We start from the raw sequence: 17,429 nt of genomic DNA on the forward strand, positions 1-17,429 counted from the left end.
CGTATCCAGTACAGACAGGGTCGTATCCAGTGTCGATGAGGTCGTTTACAGATTTTTATCAGCCCGTAAACGCAGTTTTGCTGCTTCTGCACCGCAAAAAAACGGCGCAGAAACGGTCGTGACAGCTGGCGGCGTTGCTGGGCAAGAACGCGTCGGTTGTAGACGTCAGAAGTCCGCTCAAAAGCCTGATGATGCGCGAATTCGGCGGATTGCCGCCTATTTAGCGTAGCAGTTGCAACGCCCTTGGCCTGGCTTGGGGGTGGCTGCTCAATCAGGAGGTAGGTGGCATGGCCATCAGTGTGTTCGACCTGTTCAAGATTGGCGTCGGCCCATCCAGCTCTCATACCGTCGGGCCAATGCGGGCCGCGGCGCTGTTCGTCCAGGGCCTGCGTGAGCGTGGTGAGCTCGAGCAGGTGCGCCGCATCGAGGTGCGCCTGTACGGCTCGTTGTCGGCCACGGGGATCGGTCACGGCAGCGACAATGCGGTCATCATGGGCCTGATGGGCGAGTGGCCGGACGCTATCGACCCGTCGCAAATCGGCCCCCGCATCGCCGCACTGCGCGAAACAGACACTTTGCTGCTCGATGGCCGGCTGCACGTCGGCTTTGTCTGGGCGCGCGACATGCTGTTGCTCGACGAGAACCTGCCTTATCACCCCAACGCCATGACCCTGATCGCTGAAGGCGCGGCGGGCGAGCTGCATCGCGATACCTATTACTCGGTCGGCGGCGGCTTTGTGGTGGATGCGGCGCAGGCCGCCAGTGGTGTGCTGGACGCCGATAACACGGTGCTCCCCTACGATTTCAACAGCGCTGTGGAACTGCTGGAACTGTGCAAGAAAAACGACCTGCGCGTGTCGCAACTGATGCTGGAAAACGAGAAGGTCTGGCGTAGCGAAGCGGAGATTCGCGCCGGTTTGCTCAAGCTCTGGCAGGCCATGCAGGCCTGTGTCGAAAACGGTCTGAAGTACGAAGGGATTCTGCCTGGCGGGCTGAATGTGAAGCGCCGGGCGGCCAAGCTCTATCGCAGCCTGCAGGAACTGAACAAGCCCAATGTGATCGGCTCGACCTTGAGCGCCATGGAGTGGGTCAACCTCTACGCGCTGGCGGTGAATGAGGAAAACGCGGCCGGTGGGCGCATGGTCACGGCGCCGACCAATGGTGCGGCCGGGATCATTCCGGCGGTGCTGCACTACTACATGCGTTTCAGCGACGAGGTCAGCGAAGCCTGCGTGGTCGACTTCTTCCTGGCGGCGGCGGCGGTGGGCATTTTGTGCAAGAAAAACGCGTCGATCTCCGGTGCCGAGGTGGGCTGTCAGGGCGAGGTCGGTTCGGCTTGTGCGATGGCGGCGGCAGGGCTTGCCGAAGTGCTCGGAGCGACGCCGGCGCAGCTTGAGAATGCCGCAGAAATCGGTCTTGAGCATAACCTCGGGCTGACCTGCGACCCGGTCGGCGGGCTGGTTCAGGTGCCGTGCATCGAACGTAATGCCATTGCCGCGGTGAAGGCGATCAATGCCGCGCAGATGGCGCTGCGTGGCGATGGTGAGCACTTCATCTCGCTCGACCGGGTGATCCGCACCATGCGCGACACCGGCGCCGACATGCATGACAAATACAAGGAAACCTCGCGGGGTGGTCTGGCGGTCAACGCCATCGAATGTTGATCCGGCCTGCGCCGTTAATGCCCATGCATGCCACCTTTTGGCGCATCACTCGCTAGCGCTTCGATAAACGCCTGTCACCCCGGTCATTTGCGCCTGGGGTGACACATCGTCGATGTCGTTTCTGGGCATCCTTCCCACAAGTGCTACCGAATTGCTCATGTTTCCTATGCAGCGGCGCTAGCACGGTCTTTCCCGTTTAAAACCGGCGCTCGGAACAAAGGCGATTTAGACGCTGCGCGACGTCGTTTTTGGGTTTTATTGAATGCCCATTCAATTTCAGGCATGGCAATTGCGTTGTGATTGGCAAAGCCCCTGCATTCGAATCGGGGCCGTGACAAAAAAAGCCCGTGCCTGCCTGAGGCGCACCCTGCATTGTGTGAGGAGATACCGCGATGACGTCGTACAACTCCGGGACCCCAACCCAGAACCGCGCACCTCAATCCATCGGCTTCCTGCTGCTGGACAACTTCACTCTCATCTCCCTGGCTTCAGCAGTCGAACCGCTGCGCATGGCCAACCAGCTATCCGGCCGCGAGCTGTACCGCTGGAGTACCTTGAGTGTGGACGGTGGGCAGGTGTGGGCCAGCGACGGCTTGCAGATCACCCCGGATGCGGCCATGCACAAGGCACCGGCCATGGACACCGTGATTGTCTGCGGCGGTATTGGCATTCAGCGTACCGTGACCCGTGAGCACGTGACCTGGCTGCAGAGCCAGGCCCGCCAGTCGCGGCGTCTGGGTGCGGTGTGCACCGGCAGTTGGGCACTGGCGTGCGCCGGTTTGCTCGACGGTTTTGATTGCAGCGTGCACTGGGAATGCCTGGCGGCAATGCAGGAAGCTTTCCCGCGGGTGAGCATGAGTACCCGGCTGTTCACCCTCGACCGTAACCGCTTCACCAGCTCCGGTGGTACCGCGCCGCTGGACATGATGCTGCACCTGATCAGCCGCGATCATGGCCGCGAGCTGTCGGCAGCGATTTCCGAGATGTTCGTCTACGAGCGCATTCGCAACGAGCAGGATCACCAGCGTGTGCCACTCAAGCACATGCTCGGCACCAACCAGCCGAAGCTGCAGGAAATCGTCGCGCTGATGGAAGCCAACCTGGAAGAGCCGATCGACCTGGATGAACTGGCTGTGTATGTCGCGGTGTCGCGTCGCCAGCTTGAGCGCCTGTTCCAGAAATACCTGCACTGCTCGCCGTCGCGCTATTACCTGAAGCTGCGCCTGATTCGCGCCCGACAACTGCTCAAGCAGACGCCGATGTCGATCATCGAAGTGGCGTCGGTGTGCGGCTTTGTCTCCACACCGCACTTCTCCAAGTGCTACCGCGAGTACTTCGGCATTCCGCCGCGTGATGAGCGCGTGGGTTCCAATACCGCGCAACAGGTGGCGATGATGCCGATTCCGCAGGCACTGGTGTTGTCGCCGCTGGCCGGGCCGATGTCGGCGTTGAGCCAGGCGCGCAATGAGTCGACATTTGCCAGTGTGAGGCTCTAAGCGAGGCTTCGGTGGGAGCGGGCTTGCCCCGCGATGCGATGTGACTGACAGATCGCAATCGCGGGGCAAGCCCGCTCCCACCCTTTCAGCGATTCTTGAACTGCGCCAACGCCGGCAAAAGCTGCTTTTCGATTGCCTGACGCACAGCGGGCAGAATGGTCGCATTGCCGGTGTACATCTGCTCAACCATGCCCTTCAGGGCTTTGGCCCGCGGTTCACTCAAACCCCGCACTGCATACTCGCAGGCCTGTTCGGCGCTGGCGTCGGCCGGCATCTCGAAACCCAGGGCGCGCAACTGGCCCAGCAGGTCGTCTTGATCAATCAAATCCGCATGCATCATGGTTGTTGTCCTTGTTTGCAGGTGTGATCGTCAGTCGATTCTGTGGGCTCAGTTGCAGGGCGGCAAGGACAGAATGCCGTAATGGCTGCTTTACCTAAGAACAGGTCGTTTTCGGGCAAATCGACAGGGACGGGAGGTTGCACACTGAGGCCATGCACAGAAAAGGAAGGTTTGGTCACCGTCCGCTTTAGCCCCGGTTGCTTCACGGCTTTCCGGGGCTATTTTTTGCGTCCGATGGCGGGGCCGGTGGGAGCGGGCTTGCCCCGCGATAGGGCCCTCAGCCTGGCAAGCCAATCACCCGACCAACAAACTCAGGCGCTGGCAGGTCAACCTGCTCATCAACAATCCCCTGCAAACGCGCCGCAACCTCCGGCGCAAACGGCGCAGAGCGCGGCCCGGCCAGGTCTACATGCAGCAACATCTGCTCGCTGGCCGCCAACGCCTCGGCAAAACCTTCACGGTGCAGGCTGTGATACAGGTGCAAGCGCTTGCGATCAAAACCGATCACCTGCGTCTGCACCCATACCTGGGTACCCAGCTTTACCTCATGCAGGTAGTTCAGGTGGCACTCCAGGGTAAACAGCGAGTTACCGCTGGCGCTGCGGTTGTCGCTATCAAGGCCGATACGGTCCATGAAGGCATCGGTGGCGTAGCTGAAGATCAGCAGATAAAAGGCATCGCGCAGATGCCCGTTGTAATCGACCCAGTCCGCCTGGACCGGGGTTTGATAGGTGATCAGTGTCGGCATCCGAGGGCTCCGTTCAGTCGCTGAAGGCCATGCCATGCTTGGCCTTGGTGGTTTTTACTGCCTCCAGTACGGCCAGCAGGCAATCATCACGATAGCGCTCCAGCGCGCTGATGCTGCGTTCGCCCAACTGTTCGCTGGTGCCTTCGACTACAGCGTCGATCAAGCCGTCAGTCAGCTCCGGCGCCGGCAGGTAGGTCCATGGCAGTTGCAGCGCCGGGCCGAACTGCGCCATGAAGTGGCGCATGCCGGCATCGCCACCGGCCAGGGTGTAGGTGAGGAAAGTGCCCATGAACGACCAGCGCAAGCCGGCGCCAAAGCGAATGGCATCGTCGATCTCGCCGGTGGTCGCCACGCCGTCGTTGACCAGGTGCAGGGCCTCGCGCCACAGCGCTTCGAGCAGGCGGTCGGCAATAAAACCGGGGACCTCCTTGCGCACATGCAGCGGGCGCATGCCCAAGGCGCTATACACCGTTTTCGCCGCCTCGATGGCTTCCGGCGCGGTCTTGTTGCTGCCGACGATTTCCACCAGCGGCAGCAGGTACACCGGGTTGAACGGGTGGCCGACCACGCAGCGTTCAGGATGGGTCGCCGATTCGTAGAACTCGCTGGGCAGCAGGCCAGAGGTGCTGGAGCCGATCAGTGCGTTGGGCTTGGCCGCGGCGCTGATCTTGCTGTGCAGGTCGAGCTTGAGGTCGAGGCGCTCCGGGGCGCTTTCCTGGATAAAGTCGGCATCGCGTACACACTCTTCGATGGTCGCGACGAAGCGCAGGCGATCTGGTGATGCACCGGGCGCCAGGCCCTGCTTTTCCAGGGCCGGCCAGGCATTGGCGATGCGTTTGTGCAGCGCCGCTTCAGCGCCGGGTGCCGGGTCCCAGGCCACCACGTCGAGGCCGTGGGCCAGGGCGCGGGCGACCCAGCCGCTGCCGATCACGCCGCTGCCCAGGGCTGCAAACGTCTTGATCTCGGTGATAAAGCTCATCTTCAACTCCTTCAATCAGCGACGGGTCAGGTTCATTTTCGCGCGGCCTTCAGCAGGGCTAAGCACCCGTGCGCCGAGACGGCTGAGGATTTCCGTGGCGCGTTCGACCAATTGGCCGTTGCTGGCCAGCACGCCCTTGTCCAGGTACAGGTTGTCTTCCAGTCCCACACGTACGTTGCCGCCGAGCAGCACCGCCTGCGCGGCCATGGGCATCTGCATGCGGCCGATGCCGAAGCCGGCCCAGGTCACGCCCGCTGGCAGGTTGTCGACCATGGCTTTCATGGTCGTGGTGTCGGCCGGCGCGCCCCAGGGAATGCCCAGGCACAGCTGGAACAACGGGTCGTCGAGCAGGCCTTCCTTGATCATCTGCTTGGCGAACCACAGGTGGCCGGTGTCGAAGATTTCCAGTTCGGCTTTGACGCCGAGCTCGGTGATGCGTTTGGCGCCAGCGCGCAGCTGGGCCGGGGTTGAGACATAAATGCTGTTGCCGTCGCCGAAGTTGAGGGTGCCGCAGTCCAGGGTGCAGATCTCCGGCAGCAGTGCCTCGACATGGGCCAGGCGCTCCAGCGGACCGATCAGGTCGGTGCCGGCGCCGAACTCCAGCGGTGTTTCCCCCGGGCCGATCTCCAGGTCGCCGCCCATGCCGGCGGTGAGGTTGACGATGATGTCCACGTCGGCTTCGCGGATGCGTTCCATCACTTCGCGGTACAGCGCGACATCGCGGCTGAAACGCCCGGTTTGCGGGTCGCGGACATGGCAGTGGACCACGGTGGCACCGGCTTTGGCGGCTTCCACGGCGGCTGCGGCGATCTGTTTAGGAGTGACGGGGACCAGGTGGCTTTTGCTGGCGGTGTCGCCGGCGCCGGTCAGGGCGCAGGTGATGATGACGTCATGGTTCATGTGCGGTTTCCTTCAGGCGTGTTGGGGCCATCGCGGGGCAAGCCCGCTCCCACAGGGGGGGAGGGATCTCTGTGGGAGCTGGCTTGCCCCGCGATACGGTCTGTCAGTTGGAGGTGAGCTTGAGGTTGTCGGCAGCGGGCTTGCCGTCGAAGGTGGTCACCCCTTCGAGCCAGCGCGCCTTGTCCTCGGGATGGTCCTGGAGCCACTGGCGGGCAGAGGCCAGGGCGTCTTTATGCTCGAGCAGCGGTTGCATCATGCGGCTCTCGTCTTCGGCGCTGAATTTCAGGTTGCTCAGCAGGCGATTGGCGTTCGGGCAGCGTTCGGCGTAGTCCGGGGCGGTGACGGTCCACACCGTGGCGCGGCCTTCGTCCGGGCCCAGGGCGCCTTCGCTGCCACTGAGGTAGGCCATGTCGATGTTGACGTTCATCGGGTGCGGCGCCCAGCCGAAGAACACCACGGCCTCGTTGCGCCGCACGGCACGGTCGACGGCGGCGAGCATCCCGGCTTCGCTGGACTCGACCAGCTGGAACTTGCCCAGGCCGAACTGGTTCTTGCTGATCATCGCCTTGATCTGGGTGTTGGCGCCGGAGCCGGGTTCGATGCCGTAGATCTTGCCGCCCAGCTCTTTTTCAAACCTGGCGATGTCGGCAAAGGTTTTCAGGCCCTTGTCGGCCAGGTATTTGGGCACGGCGAGGGTGGCGCGGGCGTCGTTCAGGCTGGGTTGCTCAAGGACCTTGACCTGCTTGGCGTCGATGAAGGGGGTGATGGTCTGGGTCATGATCGGGTTCCAGTAACCGAGGAACATGTCCAGGCGCTGGTCACGAATACCAGCGAAGATGATTTGTTGCGAGGCACTGGTCTGCTTGGTCTTGTAGCCGAGGCCGTCGAGCAGTACCTGGGTCATGGCGCTGGTGGCCATCACGTCGGTCCAGTTGACCACGCCAAGGCGCACGTTCTTGCATACGGCCGGTTCGGCGGCCATTACGTTGGTGCTGAGGATTGCGGTACCGACGAGCGTCAGCAGGCTACGGCTGATCAATCTGTTCATGGTGGCTCCTCCAACGGCAGTTCTAATTGTTATAGGGGCGGCCTCTGCGTGCCGTGCTGATCAAACTACGCGCACCGCACCGGGAAAATACGCACCCTGGCGACCCGCACTTGCACAGTGGCGACCTGCAGGGTATTAACCGCAGACCCGTGGCCGTCGAGTCGTTCGCTATGCCCCAGGATTTCTACTTTTTGTTGCTCCCCGGTTTTTCCGCGATCGGCTTTATCTCGGCGATCGAGCCGCTACGGGTGGCCAACCGCTTTCGCGGCGGCTTGTACCGCTGGCAGGTGCTGAGCATAGAGGGCGGGGCGGTGCAGGCCAGTAATGGCATGTCGGTCAACGCCGATGGCGCGCTGCAGGCGCTGGCCAAAGGTGCAACCCTGCTGGTGGTGGCCGGGTTCGAGCCGCTGGGCAGTTTCAGCCCGACGCTGCAGCACTGGCTGCGCAAGCTCGATCACGACGGTGTGGTGCTTGGCGGCATCGACACCGGTACGGTGGTCCTGGCCGAGGCCGGCCTGCTCGATGGCCACCGGGTGACCCTGCACTGGGAGGCGCTGGAAGCGTTCAAGGAGTCTTATCCACAGCTGCAGGCGACTCAGGAACTGTTCGAAGTCGATCGACGGCGCATAACCTCGGCCGGCGGCACCGCGTCAATCGACCTGATGCTCCACCTGATCGCTCAGGCTCACGGCCCGGAGCTGGCGATCCAGGTGTCCGAGCAGTTCGTGCTCGGGCGCATCCGCCCGCGCCAGGACCACCAGCGCATGCAGATCGCCTCACGCTACGGCATCAGCAACAAGAAGCTGGTGCAGGTGATCGGCGAGATGGAGCGCAACACCGAGCAACCGCTCAACACCCTGGTGCTGGCCGAGTCGGTGCAGGTCACCCGGCGTCAGCTGGAGCGCCTGTTCCGTCTATACCTGCACGACACCCCCAGCGGTTTCTACCTGCGTCTGCGGCTGGACAAGGCGCGGCAACTGCTGCGTCAGACCGACATGAGCGTGCTGGAGGTGGGCATTGCTTGCGGTTTCGAGTCAGCGTCTTATTTCACCCGTTGCTACCGGGGGCGTTTCGAGCGTTGCCCTCGGGAGGATCGCAAGGCCCAGCGGTGAACCTCAGCGGCGCTTGAGCAACACCGCACAAGCGCTCTTGAAGGCTTCGTGCTGGTACTTGTTCAACGAAGCGGGCAGTTCAATGTTGTGCTTCTTGGCCTGAGCGCTGACGGTCTGTGGTGAAACCAGCTCCACTTCACAATTGTCCAGCAACTGCAGCACGCCTTCGATCTTGAAGGTGGTCGGGCCGCCGGCGAAATCGCCCTTCTTGCTGCGCTTCTTGATCGCCAGGTGGCTGATGCCGTGCTCGGCGATGAACTGCCGGGCCTGGCTGGCGAAGGCTTTGACGTTGTCTGCATGTTCATCGTCTTCCAGACCGATCTTTTTCGTCGCCAGGGCAACATGCACCGGGCTTGCGCCGTCCAGCGTGGCGACGGCGAGCAGCGCTTCGCTGCCTTTGATTTCAATTCCGCAGATTTTCATGCTGTTCTCAATCGGAGTTTTGCAGACCCAGGGACTGCAGGTATTCGGAGCGATCGTCGCTACGTTGGGCCAGGCAGGTATTCAGGGCCGCGTCGAAGGTTTTGCCCGGTTTTTCGTCGAAGGTTTCCACCTTGCAATCGGCATCGCGCAGCTGTTTCCAAAGGCTTTCGGCGTCGTTCAAACGCTTGCTGACCTCACTGATCTTCGCGTCCTGCCCGGCATACTGTTCCTTGATGCGATCGAGCAGGTCGGTAAACGCGGCGTTGAGCTCACGTTCGGCGGTGGTGCGGCTGAACAGTGCGCAGTCGTAGTTCTGCTGGTCGGTCTCGACGTTGTCGCACGGCGTACTGTCTTCATCACTGGCGTGGGCACCAAAGGCCAGCGCGGCCAGAACCAGCCATACCATCGATTTCATTCAATCATCCTCCCCGGGGAACATGGGCGCCGATTCTCGCTCAGCGCCGCGGCAAAGAACAGGGTAGCCGCAAGCCCCGTCACCCTCCGAATGAAACTTGCGCGAGCCCTTTGTCGCGGTTTGACGCTTTCGGCAATTCCCCTGTCGTTTTTGCATCTTAGCGACCTGGCCCCTAGGCATATGCTGGCCCCAAAGCGCCGGCAGACGATTCGGCGCAGGTAATGCCAATAAAGGGGACAGCCTGATGAGCCCAGCCGAATTACACGCCGACAGCATCGTTATCGACGGGCTGATCATTGCCAAATGGAACCGCGAGCTGTTCGAAGACATGCGCAAGGGCGGCCTGACGGCTGCCAACTGCACAGTGTCGGTTTGGGAAGGCTTCCAGGCCACGGTCAACAACATTGCCGCTAGCCAGAAACTGATTCGCGAGAACGCCGACCTGGTGATGCCGGTGCGTACCACTGCCGACATTCGCAAGGCCAAGGAGCTGGGCAAGACCGGCATCCTCTTCGGCTTCCAGAACGCCCATGCCTATGAAGACCAGATCGGTTATGTCGAGGTGTTCAAGCAGCTCGGCGTCGGTATCGTGCAGATGTGCTACAACACCCAGAACCTGGTCGGTACCGGTTGCTACGAGCGCGACGGCGGCCTGTCGGGCTTCGGCCGCGAGATCGTCGCGGAAATGAACCGTGTCGGGGTCATGTGCGACCTGTCCCATGTCGGTTCCAAGACCTCCGAAGAAGTCATCCTCGAATCGAAAAAGCCGGTGTGCTACTCGCACTGCCTGCCCTCCGGGCTCAAGGAGCACCCGCGCAACAAGTCCGATGAAGAGCTGAAATTCATCGCCGACCATGGCGGCTTTGTCGGCGTGACCATGTTCGCCCCGTTCCTGGCCAAAGGCATCGACTCGACCATCGACGACTACGCCGAAGCCATTGAATACACCATGAACATCGTTGGCGAAGACGCCATCGGTATCGGCACCGACTTCACCCAGGGCCATGGCCAGGACTTCTTCGAGTACCTGACCCACGACAAGGGCTACGCCCGGCGCCTGACCAACTTCGGCAAGATCATCAACCCGCTGGGCATCCGCACCGTGGGCGAGTTCCCCAATCTCACCGAAACCCTGCTCAAACGCGGCCATAGCGAGCGCGTGGTGCGCAAGATCATGGGCGAGAACTGGGTCAACGTGCTCAGAGACGTTTGGGGCGAATAAGCCGCCAGTAACCGTCTTCCGACCCCTGCCACCGGCGCAGGGGCAGCCAACCAAAATTTCTGGAGTTCAGTTTCCATGGCCAAGATCGCCCCGCAATTGCCTATCGAAGTCGACAGCGAGACCGGTGTCTGGACCAGCGATGCCCTGCCGATGCTGTACGTGCCGCGGCATTTCTTCGTCAACAACCACATGGGTATCGAGGAAGTGCTGGGCGCTGAAGCCTATGCCGAAATCCTCTACAAAGCCGGCTACAAGTCCGCCTGGCACTGGTGCGAGAAAGAAGCTGAATGCCACGGTCTGGAAGGCGTGGCGGTGTTCGAGCACTACATGAAACGCCTGTCGCAGCGCGGCTGGGGCCTGTTCAAGATCCAGGACATCGACCTGGAAAACGGCACCGCCAGCGTCAAGCTTGAGCACTCGGCATTCGTCTATGTGTACGGCAAGGTCGGGCGCAAGGTCGACTACATGTTCACCGGCTGGTTCGCCGGGGCCATGGACCAGATTCTTGCCGCCCGCGGCAGTTCCATCCGTACGGTCGCCGAGCAGGTCTACGGCGGTTCGGAAGAAGGCCACGACGACGGCCTGTTCATCGTCAAGCCGCTGTAAGTCGAGGATCCCGCCATGGCTTTCGAAGCAATGTTCCAGCCGATCCAGATCGGCAAACTGACTATCCGCAACCGGGTCCTGAGTACTGCGCACGCCGAGGTCTACGCCACCGACGGCGGCATGACCACCGCGCGCTACATCAAATACTACGAAGAGAAGGCCAAGGGTGGCCTGGGCCTGGCGATCTGTGGCGGTTCCTCGGTGGTGGCCATCGACAGCCCGCAGGAATGGTGGGCCTCGGTGAACCTATCGACCGACCGGATCATCCCGCACTTCCAGAACCTGGCCGACGCCATGCACAAGCACGGCGCCAAGATCATGATCCAGATTACCCACATGGGCCGCCGCTCGCGCTGGGACGGTTTCAACTGGCCAACCCTGATGTCGCCCTCGGGCATCCGTGAACCGGTACACCGCGCGACCTGCAAGACCATTGAGCCGGAGGAAATCTGGCGGGTGATCGGCAACTACGCGCAAGCCGCGCGCCGGGCCAAAGAAGGCGGCCTGGACGGCGTCGAGCTGTCGGCGGTGCACCAGCACATGATCGACCAGTTCTGGAGCCCGCGGGTCAACAAGCGTACCGACGAATGGGGCGGCAGCTTCGAGGGCCGCATGAAGTTCGGCCTGGAAGTGCTCAAGGCCGTGCGTGCCGAGGTCGGTCCGGATTTCTGCGTCGGCATGCGCATCTGCGGTGACGAATTCCATCCAGATGGCCTCAGCCACGAGGACATGAAGGAAATCGCCAAGTACTACGACGCCACCGGCATGCTCGACTTCTTCGGGGTGATCGGTTCGGGCTGCGATACCCACAACACCCTGGCCAACGTTATCCCCAACATGAGTTATCCACCGGAGCCGTTCCTGCACCTGGCGGCCGGGATCAAGGAAGTGGTCAAGGTTCCGGTGCTGCATGCGCAGAACATCAAGGACCCGAACCAGGCCACGCGCATTCTTGAAGGCGGCTATGTCGACATGGTCGGCATGACCCGTGCGCACATCGCCGACCCGCACCTGATCGCCAAGATCAAGATGGGTCAGGTCGACCAGATCAAACAGTGCGTCGGTGCCAACTACTGCATCGACCGTCAATATCAAGGCCTGGATGTGCTGTGCATCCAGAACGCCGCGACCTCCCGTGAATACATGGGGGTGCCGCACATCATCGAAAAAACCACCGGGCCCAAGCGCAAGGTGGTGGTGGTTGGCGCCGGCCCTGCGGGGATGGAAGCGGCGCGGGTATCGGCCGAGCGTGGCCACGACGTCACTCTGTTCGAGAAGAAAGACGCCATCGGCGGGCAGATCAGCATCGCCGCCAAGGCCCCGCAACGCGATCAGATCGCCGGTATTACCCGCTGGTACCAGCTGGAGCTGGCGCGCCTGAAGGTCGACCTGCGCCTGGGCACCGCCGCGGATATCGACACCATCAAGGACCTGCGTCCGGATGTGATCGTGCTGGCGGTGGGCGGTCATCCGTTCCTTGAGCAGAACGAGCACTGGGGCGCTGCTGAAGGCCTGGTGGTCAGCAGCTGGGATGTGCTCGACGGCAAGGTGGCGCCGGGCAAGAACGTGCTGGTGTACGACACCATTTGCGAGTTCACCGGGATGTCGGTGGCCGACTACCTCGCCGACAAAGGCAGCCAGGTCGAGATCGTCACCGACGACATCAAGCCGGGCGTGGCCATTGGTGGTACGTCGTTCCCGACCTACTACCGCAGCATGTACCCCAAGGAAGTGATCATGACCGGTGACCTGGCGCTGGAAAAGGTCTACCGCGAGGGCGACAAGCTGGTGGCGGTGCTGGAGAACGAATACACCGGCGCCAAAGAGGAGCGGGTGGTCGACCAGGTGGTGATCGAGAACGGCGTGCGGCCGGACGAAGCGCTCTACTACGGGCTCAAGGAAGGTTCGCGCAACAAGGGCCAGATCGATGTCGAGGCGCTGTTCGCGATCCAGCCGCAGCCGATCCTCAGTCAAGCGGGCGAAGGCTACTTGCTGTATCGCATCGGTGACTGCGTGGCTCAGCGCAACACCCATGCGGCGATCTACGACGCCTTGCGCCTGTGCAAGGACTTCTGATCGACCTCTGTGGGAGCGGGCTTGCCCCGCGATAGCCATGTAGCTGACATACCGCTATCGCGGGGCAAGCCCGCTCCCACAGTGTCATTTCCAAAGCACGATTGCTGTGGGAGCTTCCCATGTTGAACACCCTGCTTCCCATCCTCCTGTTCGCCGCCCTGGGCCTCGCCGTCCTCGGCGCGCTGCGACGTGTGCGGATGTGGCGCCAAGGCCGGCCGTCCAAGGTCGACCTGCTCGGCGGCCTGCTGGCCATGCCGCGGCGCTATATGGTCGACCTGCACCACGTGGTCGCCCGTGACAAATACATGGCCAACACCCACGTCGCCACCGCCGGTGGCTTTGTGCTGGCTGCGGTGCTGGCGATCCTGGTGCACGGCTTTGGCCTGCACAACAAGATTCTTGGCTATGCTTTGCTGCTGGCCACGGTGCTGATGTTTGCCGGTGCGCTGTTCGTCTACAAACGCCGGCTCAACCCGCCTTCGCGCCTGTCGAAAGGGCCGTGGATGCGCCTGCCGAAAAGTTTGCTGGTGTTCGCCGGCAGCTTCTTCATTGCCACCTTGCCGGTGGCCGGCATTCTTCCCGAAGGCTTTGGCGGGTGGGTGCTGGTGGCCTTGCTGGGGCTTGGTGTGCTTTGGGGCGTGTCCGAGCTGTTCTTCGGCATGACCTGGGGCGGGCCGATGAAGCACGCCTTTGCCGGGGCCTTGCACCTGGCCTGGCACCGTCGCGCCGAGCGCTTCGGCGGTGGCCGTTCCACCGGCCTCAAACCGCTGGACCTGGAAGACCCGCAGGCATTGCTGGGCGTTGAGAAACCCAAGGATTTCACCTGGAACCAGTTACTCGGCTTCGATGCCTGCGTGCAGTGCGGCAAGTGCGAAGCCGCGTGCCCGGCCTTTGCTGCCGGACAGCCGCTGAACCCGAAAAAGCTCATTCAGGACATGGTCGTCGGCCTGGCCGGCGGCACTGACGCCAAGTTTGCCGGCAGCCCGTACCCCGGCAAGCCAATCGGCGAGCACGGCGGCAACCCGCACCAGCCAATCGTCAACGGCCTGGTCGATGCCGAAACCCTGTGGTCGTGCACCACCTGCCGCGCCTGCGTGGAGGAGTGCCCGATGATGATCGAGCACGTCGATGCCATCGTCGACATGCGTCGTCACCTGACTCTGGAAAAGGGCGCCACGCCAAACAAGGGCGCCGAGGTGCTGGATAACCTGATCGCCACCGACAACCCGGGCGGCTTTGCCCCAGGCGGGCGGATGAACTGGGCCGCAGACCTCAACCTGAGCCTGCTCAGCGATACCAAAACCGCAGACGTGCTGTTCTGGGTCGGCGACGGCGCCTTCGACATGCGCAACCAGCGCACCCTGCGCGCCTTCGTCAAAGTGCTGAAAGCGGCTCAGGTGGACTTTGCCGTGCTTGGTCTTGAAGAGCGCGACAGTGGTGATGTGGCCCGGCGCCTGGGCGATGAAGCGACCTTCCAGCAACTGGCCAAACGCAATATCCAGACCATGGCCAAGTACAGCTTCAAGCGTATCGTCACCTGCGATCCGCACAGCTTCCATGTGCTCAAGAATGAATATGGCGCCTTCGGCGGCGAATATCGGGTGCAACATCACAGCACCTACATTGCCGAACTGATCGGCGCGGGTGCGCTGAATCTTGGGCAGCACAAGGGCGGCAGCGTCACCTATCACGACCCGTGCTACCTGGGCCGTTACAACGGTGAGTACGAGGCGCCGCGTGAAGTACTGCGGGCCCTGGGCATCGAAGTGAAGGAAATGCAGCGCTCGGGCTTCCGCTCGCGTTGCTGTGGCGGTGGCGGCGGTGCGCCGATCACCGACATTCCCGGCAAGCAGCGGATTCCCGACATGCGCATGGAGGATATCCGCGAGACCGCCGCCGAGCTGGTGGCCGTGGGTTGTCCACAGTGCACGGCGATGCTCGAAGGGGTGGTCGAACCGCGCCCATTGATCAAGGACCTGGCAGAGCTGGTCGCCGATGCCCTGCTCGAAGAACAGGCCCCGGCGAGTAAACCTGCCCCGGCAAAGCGTGAACCTGCGGAGGTGCACTGATGAGCGACATTATTCGCCGTGATCCGCGCGCCGAGTGGATTGCCCGCAACCGCCTGCACCCGCTGCACGCAGCTATGCAACAGGGTCAGCAGCACAGCTGGATGGGCCCCAACGGGGTCATCCGCAAGAACCTCCATGGCGTCGGCTTTATCGGCCCCAACGGCATCAAACGCATCGACCGCAGTGGCGCCCAGCAGGGCACCAGCAACAAGCGCAGTGCGGCGGCGGTGGTGGAGTTGCCGTTGCATCAAGTACTGCAACCGGCGTTCTACATCGCCGTGGTCCCGGACATGGTCGGTGGCCGCCTGGGCAGCCACGACCGCGACCTGCTCGGCCTGGCCCATAGCCTGGCCGGGAGTGACGGCGCGGTGTTGGCCGTGGTGTTTGGCGAGCACAAGGAAAATAACTTTTCCACAGCCGGTGTTGATCGCTTGCTGGTCATCGAGGGCGATGAATTCGACGGATATGCACCGGAGCAACTGGTGCAGGGCCTGCGCGCTGTGGATAACCAGTTCAACCCGCGCCACTGGCTGCTGCCCGACAGCCGCACCGGTGGCGGCGAATTGGGCCGGCGTTTTGCTGCAGCGATCAATGAACGCCCGGCTACGCGGGTCTGGCAGGTCAAGGACGGCCAATGCAGCGGTCGCGCCGGTGCTGGCCAGCAGGACCTGATTCGTCGCCTGCCACGCTTGATTCTGGCCGCAGCCGAATGCGCCGAGCCGGTCAGTGAAACGCGTCACGAAGCCTTGCCTGAGCAGTTATCCACAAGCGTGGCACGCAGCCTGTCACGTATCGAAGACCTCGGTCCGGTGGCTGTCGACCCGGCCGCGATTGCCATGGCCGAAGCCGAGTTCATTGTGTCCGGCGGTAACGGGGTCAAGGACTGGGAGCTGTTCCACCGCGCCACCGTGGCCCTCGGCGCAACCGAGGGCGCGTCGCGGGTGGCGGTGGATGACGGCTTCATGCCGCGCAATCGGCAAGTCGGGGCCACCGGTACCTGGGTGACCGCACGGGTCTATGTGGCTGTGGGTATTTCCGGGGCGATCCAGCACCTGCAGGGCATTGGCGCCTGCGACAAGGTGGTGGCGATCAACATGGACCCTGGCTGCGACATGATCAAACGTGCCGATCTGTCGGTCATCGGCGACAGTGCGGCGATCCTCCAGGCGCTGATCGAGGCTGTGGAAAACTATCGCAACGACGCCAAGTGCGACGCGGCATAAGGGCAGGGGACAACTATGAACACCAAGGTCATCAGTCTGGTTTCGATCGGTGCTCATCCCAGCTCCGGCCGCACCCGGCGCGCCGAGCAGGACGCACGGGCGGTGGAGCTGGGCCTGCAGCTGGCTGGGGATAACTTGCAGGTGCTGCATGCTGGCGATCCTCAGGAGCCGGCCTTGCGCGCCTACCTGGGCATGGGCCTGGAACAACTGGATGTACTTGAACAACCGTCGGGCGCCGATGCCCTCGGGGTACTCGGCGATTACCTGCGCGATGCCGGTGCCCAGCTGGTGCTGACCGGGAGCCAGGCGGAAACCGGTGAAGGCTCCGGCATGCTGCCGTTCCTGCTGGCCGAACGCCTGGGCTGGCCGCTGGTGGTGGGCTTGGCCGAGGTGGAATCTATCCACAATGGCGTGGCCCAGGTGCTGCAGGCGCTGCCACGCGGCCAGCGGCGCCGGCTCAAGGTGCGCCTGCCGCTGCTGGCAACGGTGGATAACGCCGCGCCAAAGCCACGCCAAAGCGCTTTTGGCCCGGCTCGGCGTGGTGTGTTGGCCGCCCGCCAGGTACAGATTGTCGAAGACGAGTTATTCACAAGCGCCGAACTGCAGCCGGCCAAACCGCGGCCCAAGCGCTTGAAAGTGATCAAGGCCAAGAGCGGTGCCGATCGCATGAAAGCGGCCACGGCCAAGGCCAGCGGTGGCGGTGGACAAGTGCTCAAGGATGTCAGCCCGCAAGCCGGTGCCGAAGCCATCCTCAAACTGCTGGTGGAAGAGGGTGTGCTGCGCTGAGCAGTTGCTCACAAAGTCTGTTGGCCGATCTGTGGATAAAGTGTTTGTGTATCGCTGGAAGGCACGCATGGCGTGCCTTTCGGCGTTATGGTCAAAAAGTGATCAGGCTAAGTGACGGATTTTTCGAGATTTTCTCTCACCGCCTTGGTTGATATTGCCCACAATCGCTGTTGGCGGGTCTGTGGATAATATGTTTGCCCATGGCGGAGAGCCCCGTGTGGCAAGGGTTTCACGAGGTTGATCAAAAAACACCCAATTCGCCTGTTTGCCTTAGCCAATGCTGTGTATCTGGGCCATTTGAGGCGTTATCCACAACGGTTTT

The 17,429-nt window shown here is 62.5% G+C and carries 16 protein-coding genes; 9 read left to right on the plus strand and 7 right to left on the minus strand.

Features of this window, described 5'->3' with window-relative positions; translation table 11 throughout:
* The first annotated feature begins 287 nt into the window (after window positions 1-287).
* The gene (locus PSAKL28_RS01695; RefSeq protein WP_038605786.1) at window positions 288-1,664 is read left to right on the plus strand and encodes an L-serine ammonia-lyase; all 1,377 of its coding nucleotides are present in this window, start codon (window positions 288-290) and stop codon (window positions 1,662-1,664) included.
* 392 nt (window positions 1,665-2,056) lie between these two features.
* Window positions 2,057-3,160: a choline metabolism transcriptional regulator GbdR gene (gene gbdR / locus PSAKL28_RS01700; protein ID WP_038605789.1), complete on the plus strand. Its 1,104-nt coding sequence runs from the start codon at window positions 2,057-2,059 to the stop codon at window positions 3,158-3,160.
* 85 nt (window positions 3,161-3,245) lie between these two features.
* Here gbdR and PSAKL28_RS01705 read toward each other — a convergent pair whose 3' ends face one another.
* The 5 genes from PSAKL28_RS01705 to choX all read right to left on the minus strand — a co-directional run bounded on the left by PSAKL28_RS01705 (window position 3,246) and on the right by choX (window position 7,175).
* Window positions 3,246-3,500, minus strand: a complete 255-nt coding sequence (locus tag PSAKL28_RS01705) for a hypothetical protein (RefSeq protein WP_038605791.1) — start codon at window positions 3,498-3,500, stop codon at window positions 3,246-3,248.
* 277 nt (window positions 3,501-3,777) lie between these two features.
* Complete coding sequence (locus PSAKL28_RS01710) at window positions 3,778-4,248, minus strand: thioesterase family protein (protein ID WP_038605794.1); 471 nt, start codon at window positions 4,246-4,248, stop codon at window positions 3,778-3,780.
* Between the two features lie 13 nt (window positions 4,249-4,261).
* Window positions 4,262-5,227, minus strand: a complete 966-nt coding sequence (locus PSAKL28_RS01715; RefSeq protein WP_038605797.1) for an L-carnitine dehydrogenase — start codon at window positions 5,225-5,227, stop codon at window positions 4,262-4,264.
* A 15-nt stretch (window positions 5,228-5,242) separates the two neighbouring features.
* On the minus strand, window positions 5,243-6,127 hold the full coding sequence (cdhC, locus tag PSAKL28_RS01720; RefSeq protein WP_038605800.1) for a 3-dehydrocarnitine:acetyl-CoA trimethylamine transferase CdhC: 885 nt from the start codon (window positions 6,125-6,127) through the stop codon (window positions 5,243-5,245).
* 103 nt (window positions 6,128-6,230) lie between these two features.
* Complete coding sequence (gene choX / locus PSAKL28_RS01725; RefSeq protein ID WP_038605802.1) at window positions 6,231-7,175, minus strand: choline ABC transporter substrate-binding protein; 945 nt, start codon at window positions 7,173-7,175, stop codon at window positions 6,231-6,233.
* 170 nt (window positions 7,176-7,345) lie between these two features.
* Between choX and PSAKL28_RS01730 the strand changes: the two genes are divergently transcribed.
* Entirely contained in the window at window positions 7,346-8,287 is a 942-nt protein-coding gene (locus PSAKL28_RS01730; protein ID WP_038616182.1) for a GlxA family transcriptional regulator, read from the plus strand.
* 3 nt (window positions 8,288-8,290) lie between these two features.
* Here the strand turns inward: PSAKL28_RS01730 and PSAKL28_RS01735 are convergent, their stop codons facing one another.
* Complete coding sequence (locus PSAKL28_RS01735) at window positions 8,291-8,710, minus strand: DUF3010 family protein (protein WP_038605804.1); 420 nt, start codon at window positions 8,708-8,710, stop codon at window positions 8,291-8,293.
* Window positions 8,711-8,717: 7 nt separating this feature from the next.
* Window positions 8,718-9,125 (minus strand): lysozyme inhibitor LprI family protein, encoded by a 408-nt coding sequence (locus tag PSAKL28_RS01740; protein ID WP_038605807.1) that lies wholly within the window; start codon window positions 9,123-9,125, stop codon window positions 8,718-8,720.
* A gap of 244 nt (window positions 9,126-9,369) precedes the next feature.
* Between PSAKL28_RS01740 and PSAKL28_RS01745 the strand changes: the two genes are divergently transcribed.
* The 6 genes from PSAKL28_RS01745 to etfB all read left to right on the plus strand — a co-directional run bounded on the left by PSAKL28_RS01745 (window position 9,370) and on the right by etfB (window position 17,107).
* Window positions 9,370-10,347, plus strand: a complete 978-nt coding sequence (locus PSAKL28_RS01745; protein WP_038605809.1) for a dipeptidase — start codon at window positions 9,370-9,372, stop codon at window positions 10,345-10,347.
* Between the two features lie 75 nt (window positions 10,348-10,422).
* Window positions 10,423-10,953: a DUF5943 domain-containing protein gene (locus PSAKL28_RS01750; protein WP_038605812.1), complete on the plus strand. Its 531-nt coding sequence runs from the start codon at window positions 10,423-10,425 to the stop codon at window positions 10,951-10,953.
* A 15-nt stretch (window positions 10,954-10,968) separates the two neighbouring features.
* Complete coding sequence (gene dgcA, locus PSAKL28_RS01755) at window positions 10,969-13,029, plus strand: dimethylglycine demethylation protein DgcA (RefSeq protein WP_038605814.1); 2,061 nt, start codon at window positions 10,969-10,971, stop codon at window positions 13,027-13,029.
* Between the two features lie 119 nt (window positions 13,030-13,148).
* Window positions 13,149-15,098, plus strand: a complete 1,950-nt coding sequence (dgcB, locus tag PSAKL28_RS01760; RefSeq protein WP_038605817.1) for a dimethylglycine demethylation protein DgcB — start codon at window positions 13,149-13,151, stop codon at window positions 15,096-15,098.
* On the plus strand, window positions 15,098-16,321 hold the full coding sequence (gene etfA, locus PSAKL28_RS01765) for an electron transfer flavoprotein subunit alpha (protein ID WP_038605819.1): 1,224 nt from the start codon (window positions 15,098-15,100) through the stop codon (window positions 16,319-16,321). The genes dgcB and etfA overlap by 1 nt, the downstream gene beginning before the upstream one ends.
* Window positions 16,322-16,336: 15 nt before the next feature.
* Entirely contained in the window at window positions 16,337-17,107 is a 771-nt protein-coding gene (gene etfB, locus PSAKL28_RS01770) for an electron transfer flavoprotein subunit beta (protein WP_038605821.1), read from the plus strand.
* Window positions 17,108-17,429: the final 322 nt, after the last annotated feature.

It is taken from the genome of Pseudomonas alkylphenolica (genome assembly GCF_000746525.1).
GTDB lineage: Bacteria > Pseudomonadota > Gammaproteobacteria > Pseudomonadales > Pseudomonadaceae > Aquipseudomonas > Aquipseudomonas alkylphenolica.

Bases quoted from the DNA above. Each gene is read 5' to 3' on its own strand.
- choX (WP_038605802.1), bottom strand. From the start codon at position 7,175: ATGAACAGATTGATCAGCCGTAGCCTGCTGACGCTCGTCGGTACCGCA.
- PSAKL28_RS01750 (WP_038605812.1), top strand. From the start codon at position 10,423: ATGGCCAAGATCGCCCCGCAATTGCCTATCGAAGTCGACAGCGAGACC.
- PSAKL28_RS01745 (WP_038605809.1), top strand. From the start codon at position 9,370: ATGAGCCCAGCCGAATTACACGCCGACAGCATCGTTATCGACGGGCTG.
- dgcB (WP_038605817.1), top strand. From the start codon at position 13,149: ATGTTGAACACCCTGCTTCCCATCCTCCTGTTCGCCGCCCTGGGCCTC.
- dgcA (WP_038605814.1), top strand. From the start codon at position 10,969: ATGGCTTTCGAAGCAATGTTCCAGCCGATCCAGATCGGCAAACTGACT.
- cdhC (WP_038605800.1), bottom strand. From the start codon at position 6,127: ATGAACCATGACGTCATCATCACCTGCGCCCTGACCGGCGCCGGCGAC.
- etfB (WP_038605821.1), top strand. From the start codon at position 16,337: ATGAACACCAAGGTCATCAGTCTGGTTTCGATCGGTGCTCATCCCAGC.
- PSAKL28_RS01735 (WP_038605804.1), bottom strand. From the start codon at position 8,710: ATGAAAATCTGCGGAATTGAAATCAAAGGCAGCGAAGCGCTGCTCGCC.
- PSAKL28_RS01730 (WP_038616182.1), top strand. From the start codon at position 7,346: ATGCCCCAGGATTTCTACTTTTTGTTGCTCCCCGGTTTTTCCGCGATC.
- PSAKL28_RS01740 (WP_038605807.1), bottom strand. From the start codon at position 9,125: ATGAAATCGATGGTATGGCTGGTTCTGGCCGCGCTGGCCTTTGGTGCC.
- etfA (WP_038605819.1), top strand. From the start codon at position 15,098: ATGAGCGACATTATTCGCCGTGATCCGCGCGCCGAGTGGATTGCCCGC.
- gbdR (WP_038605789.1), top strand. From the start codon at position 2,057: ATGACGTCGTACAACTCCGGGACCCCAACCCAGAACCGCGCACCTCAA.
- PSAKL28_RS01710 (WP_038605794.1), bottom strand. From the start codon at position 4,248: ATGCCGACACTGATCACCTATCAAACCCCGGTCCAGGCGGACTGGGTC.
- PSAKL28_RS01695 (WP_038605786.1), top strand. From the start codon at position 288: ATGGCCATCAGTGTGTTCGACCTGTTCAAGATTGGCGTCGGCCCATCC.
- PSAKL28_RS01705 (WP_038605791.1), bottom strand. From the start codon at position 3,500: ATGATGCATGCGGATTTGATTGATCAAGACGACCTGCTGGGCCAGTTG.
- PSAKL28_RS01715 (WP_038605797.1), bottom strand. From the start codon at position 5,227: ATGAGCTTTATCACCGAGATCAAGACGTTTGCAGCCCTGGGCAGCGGC.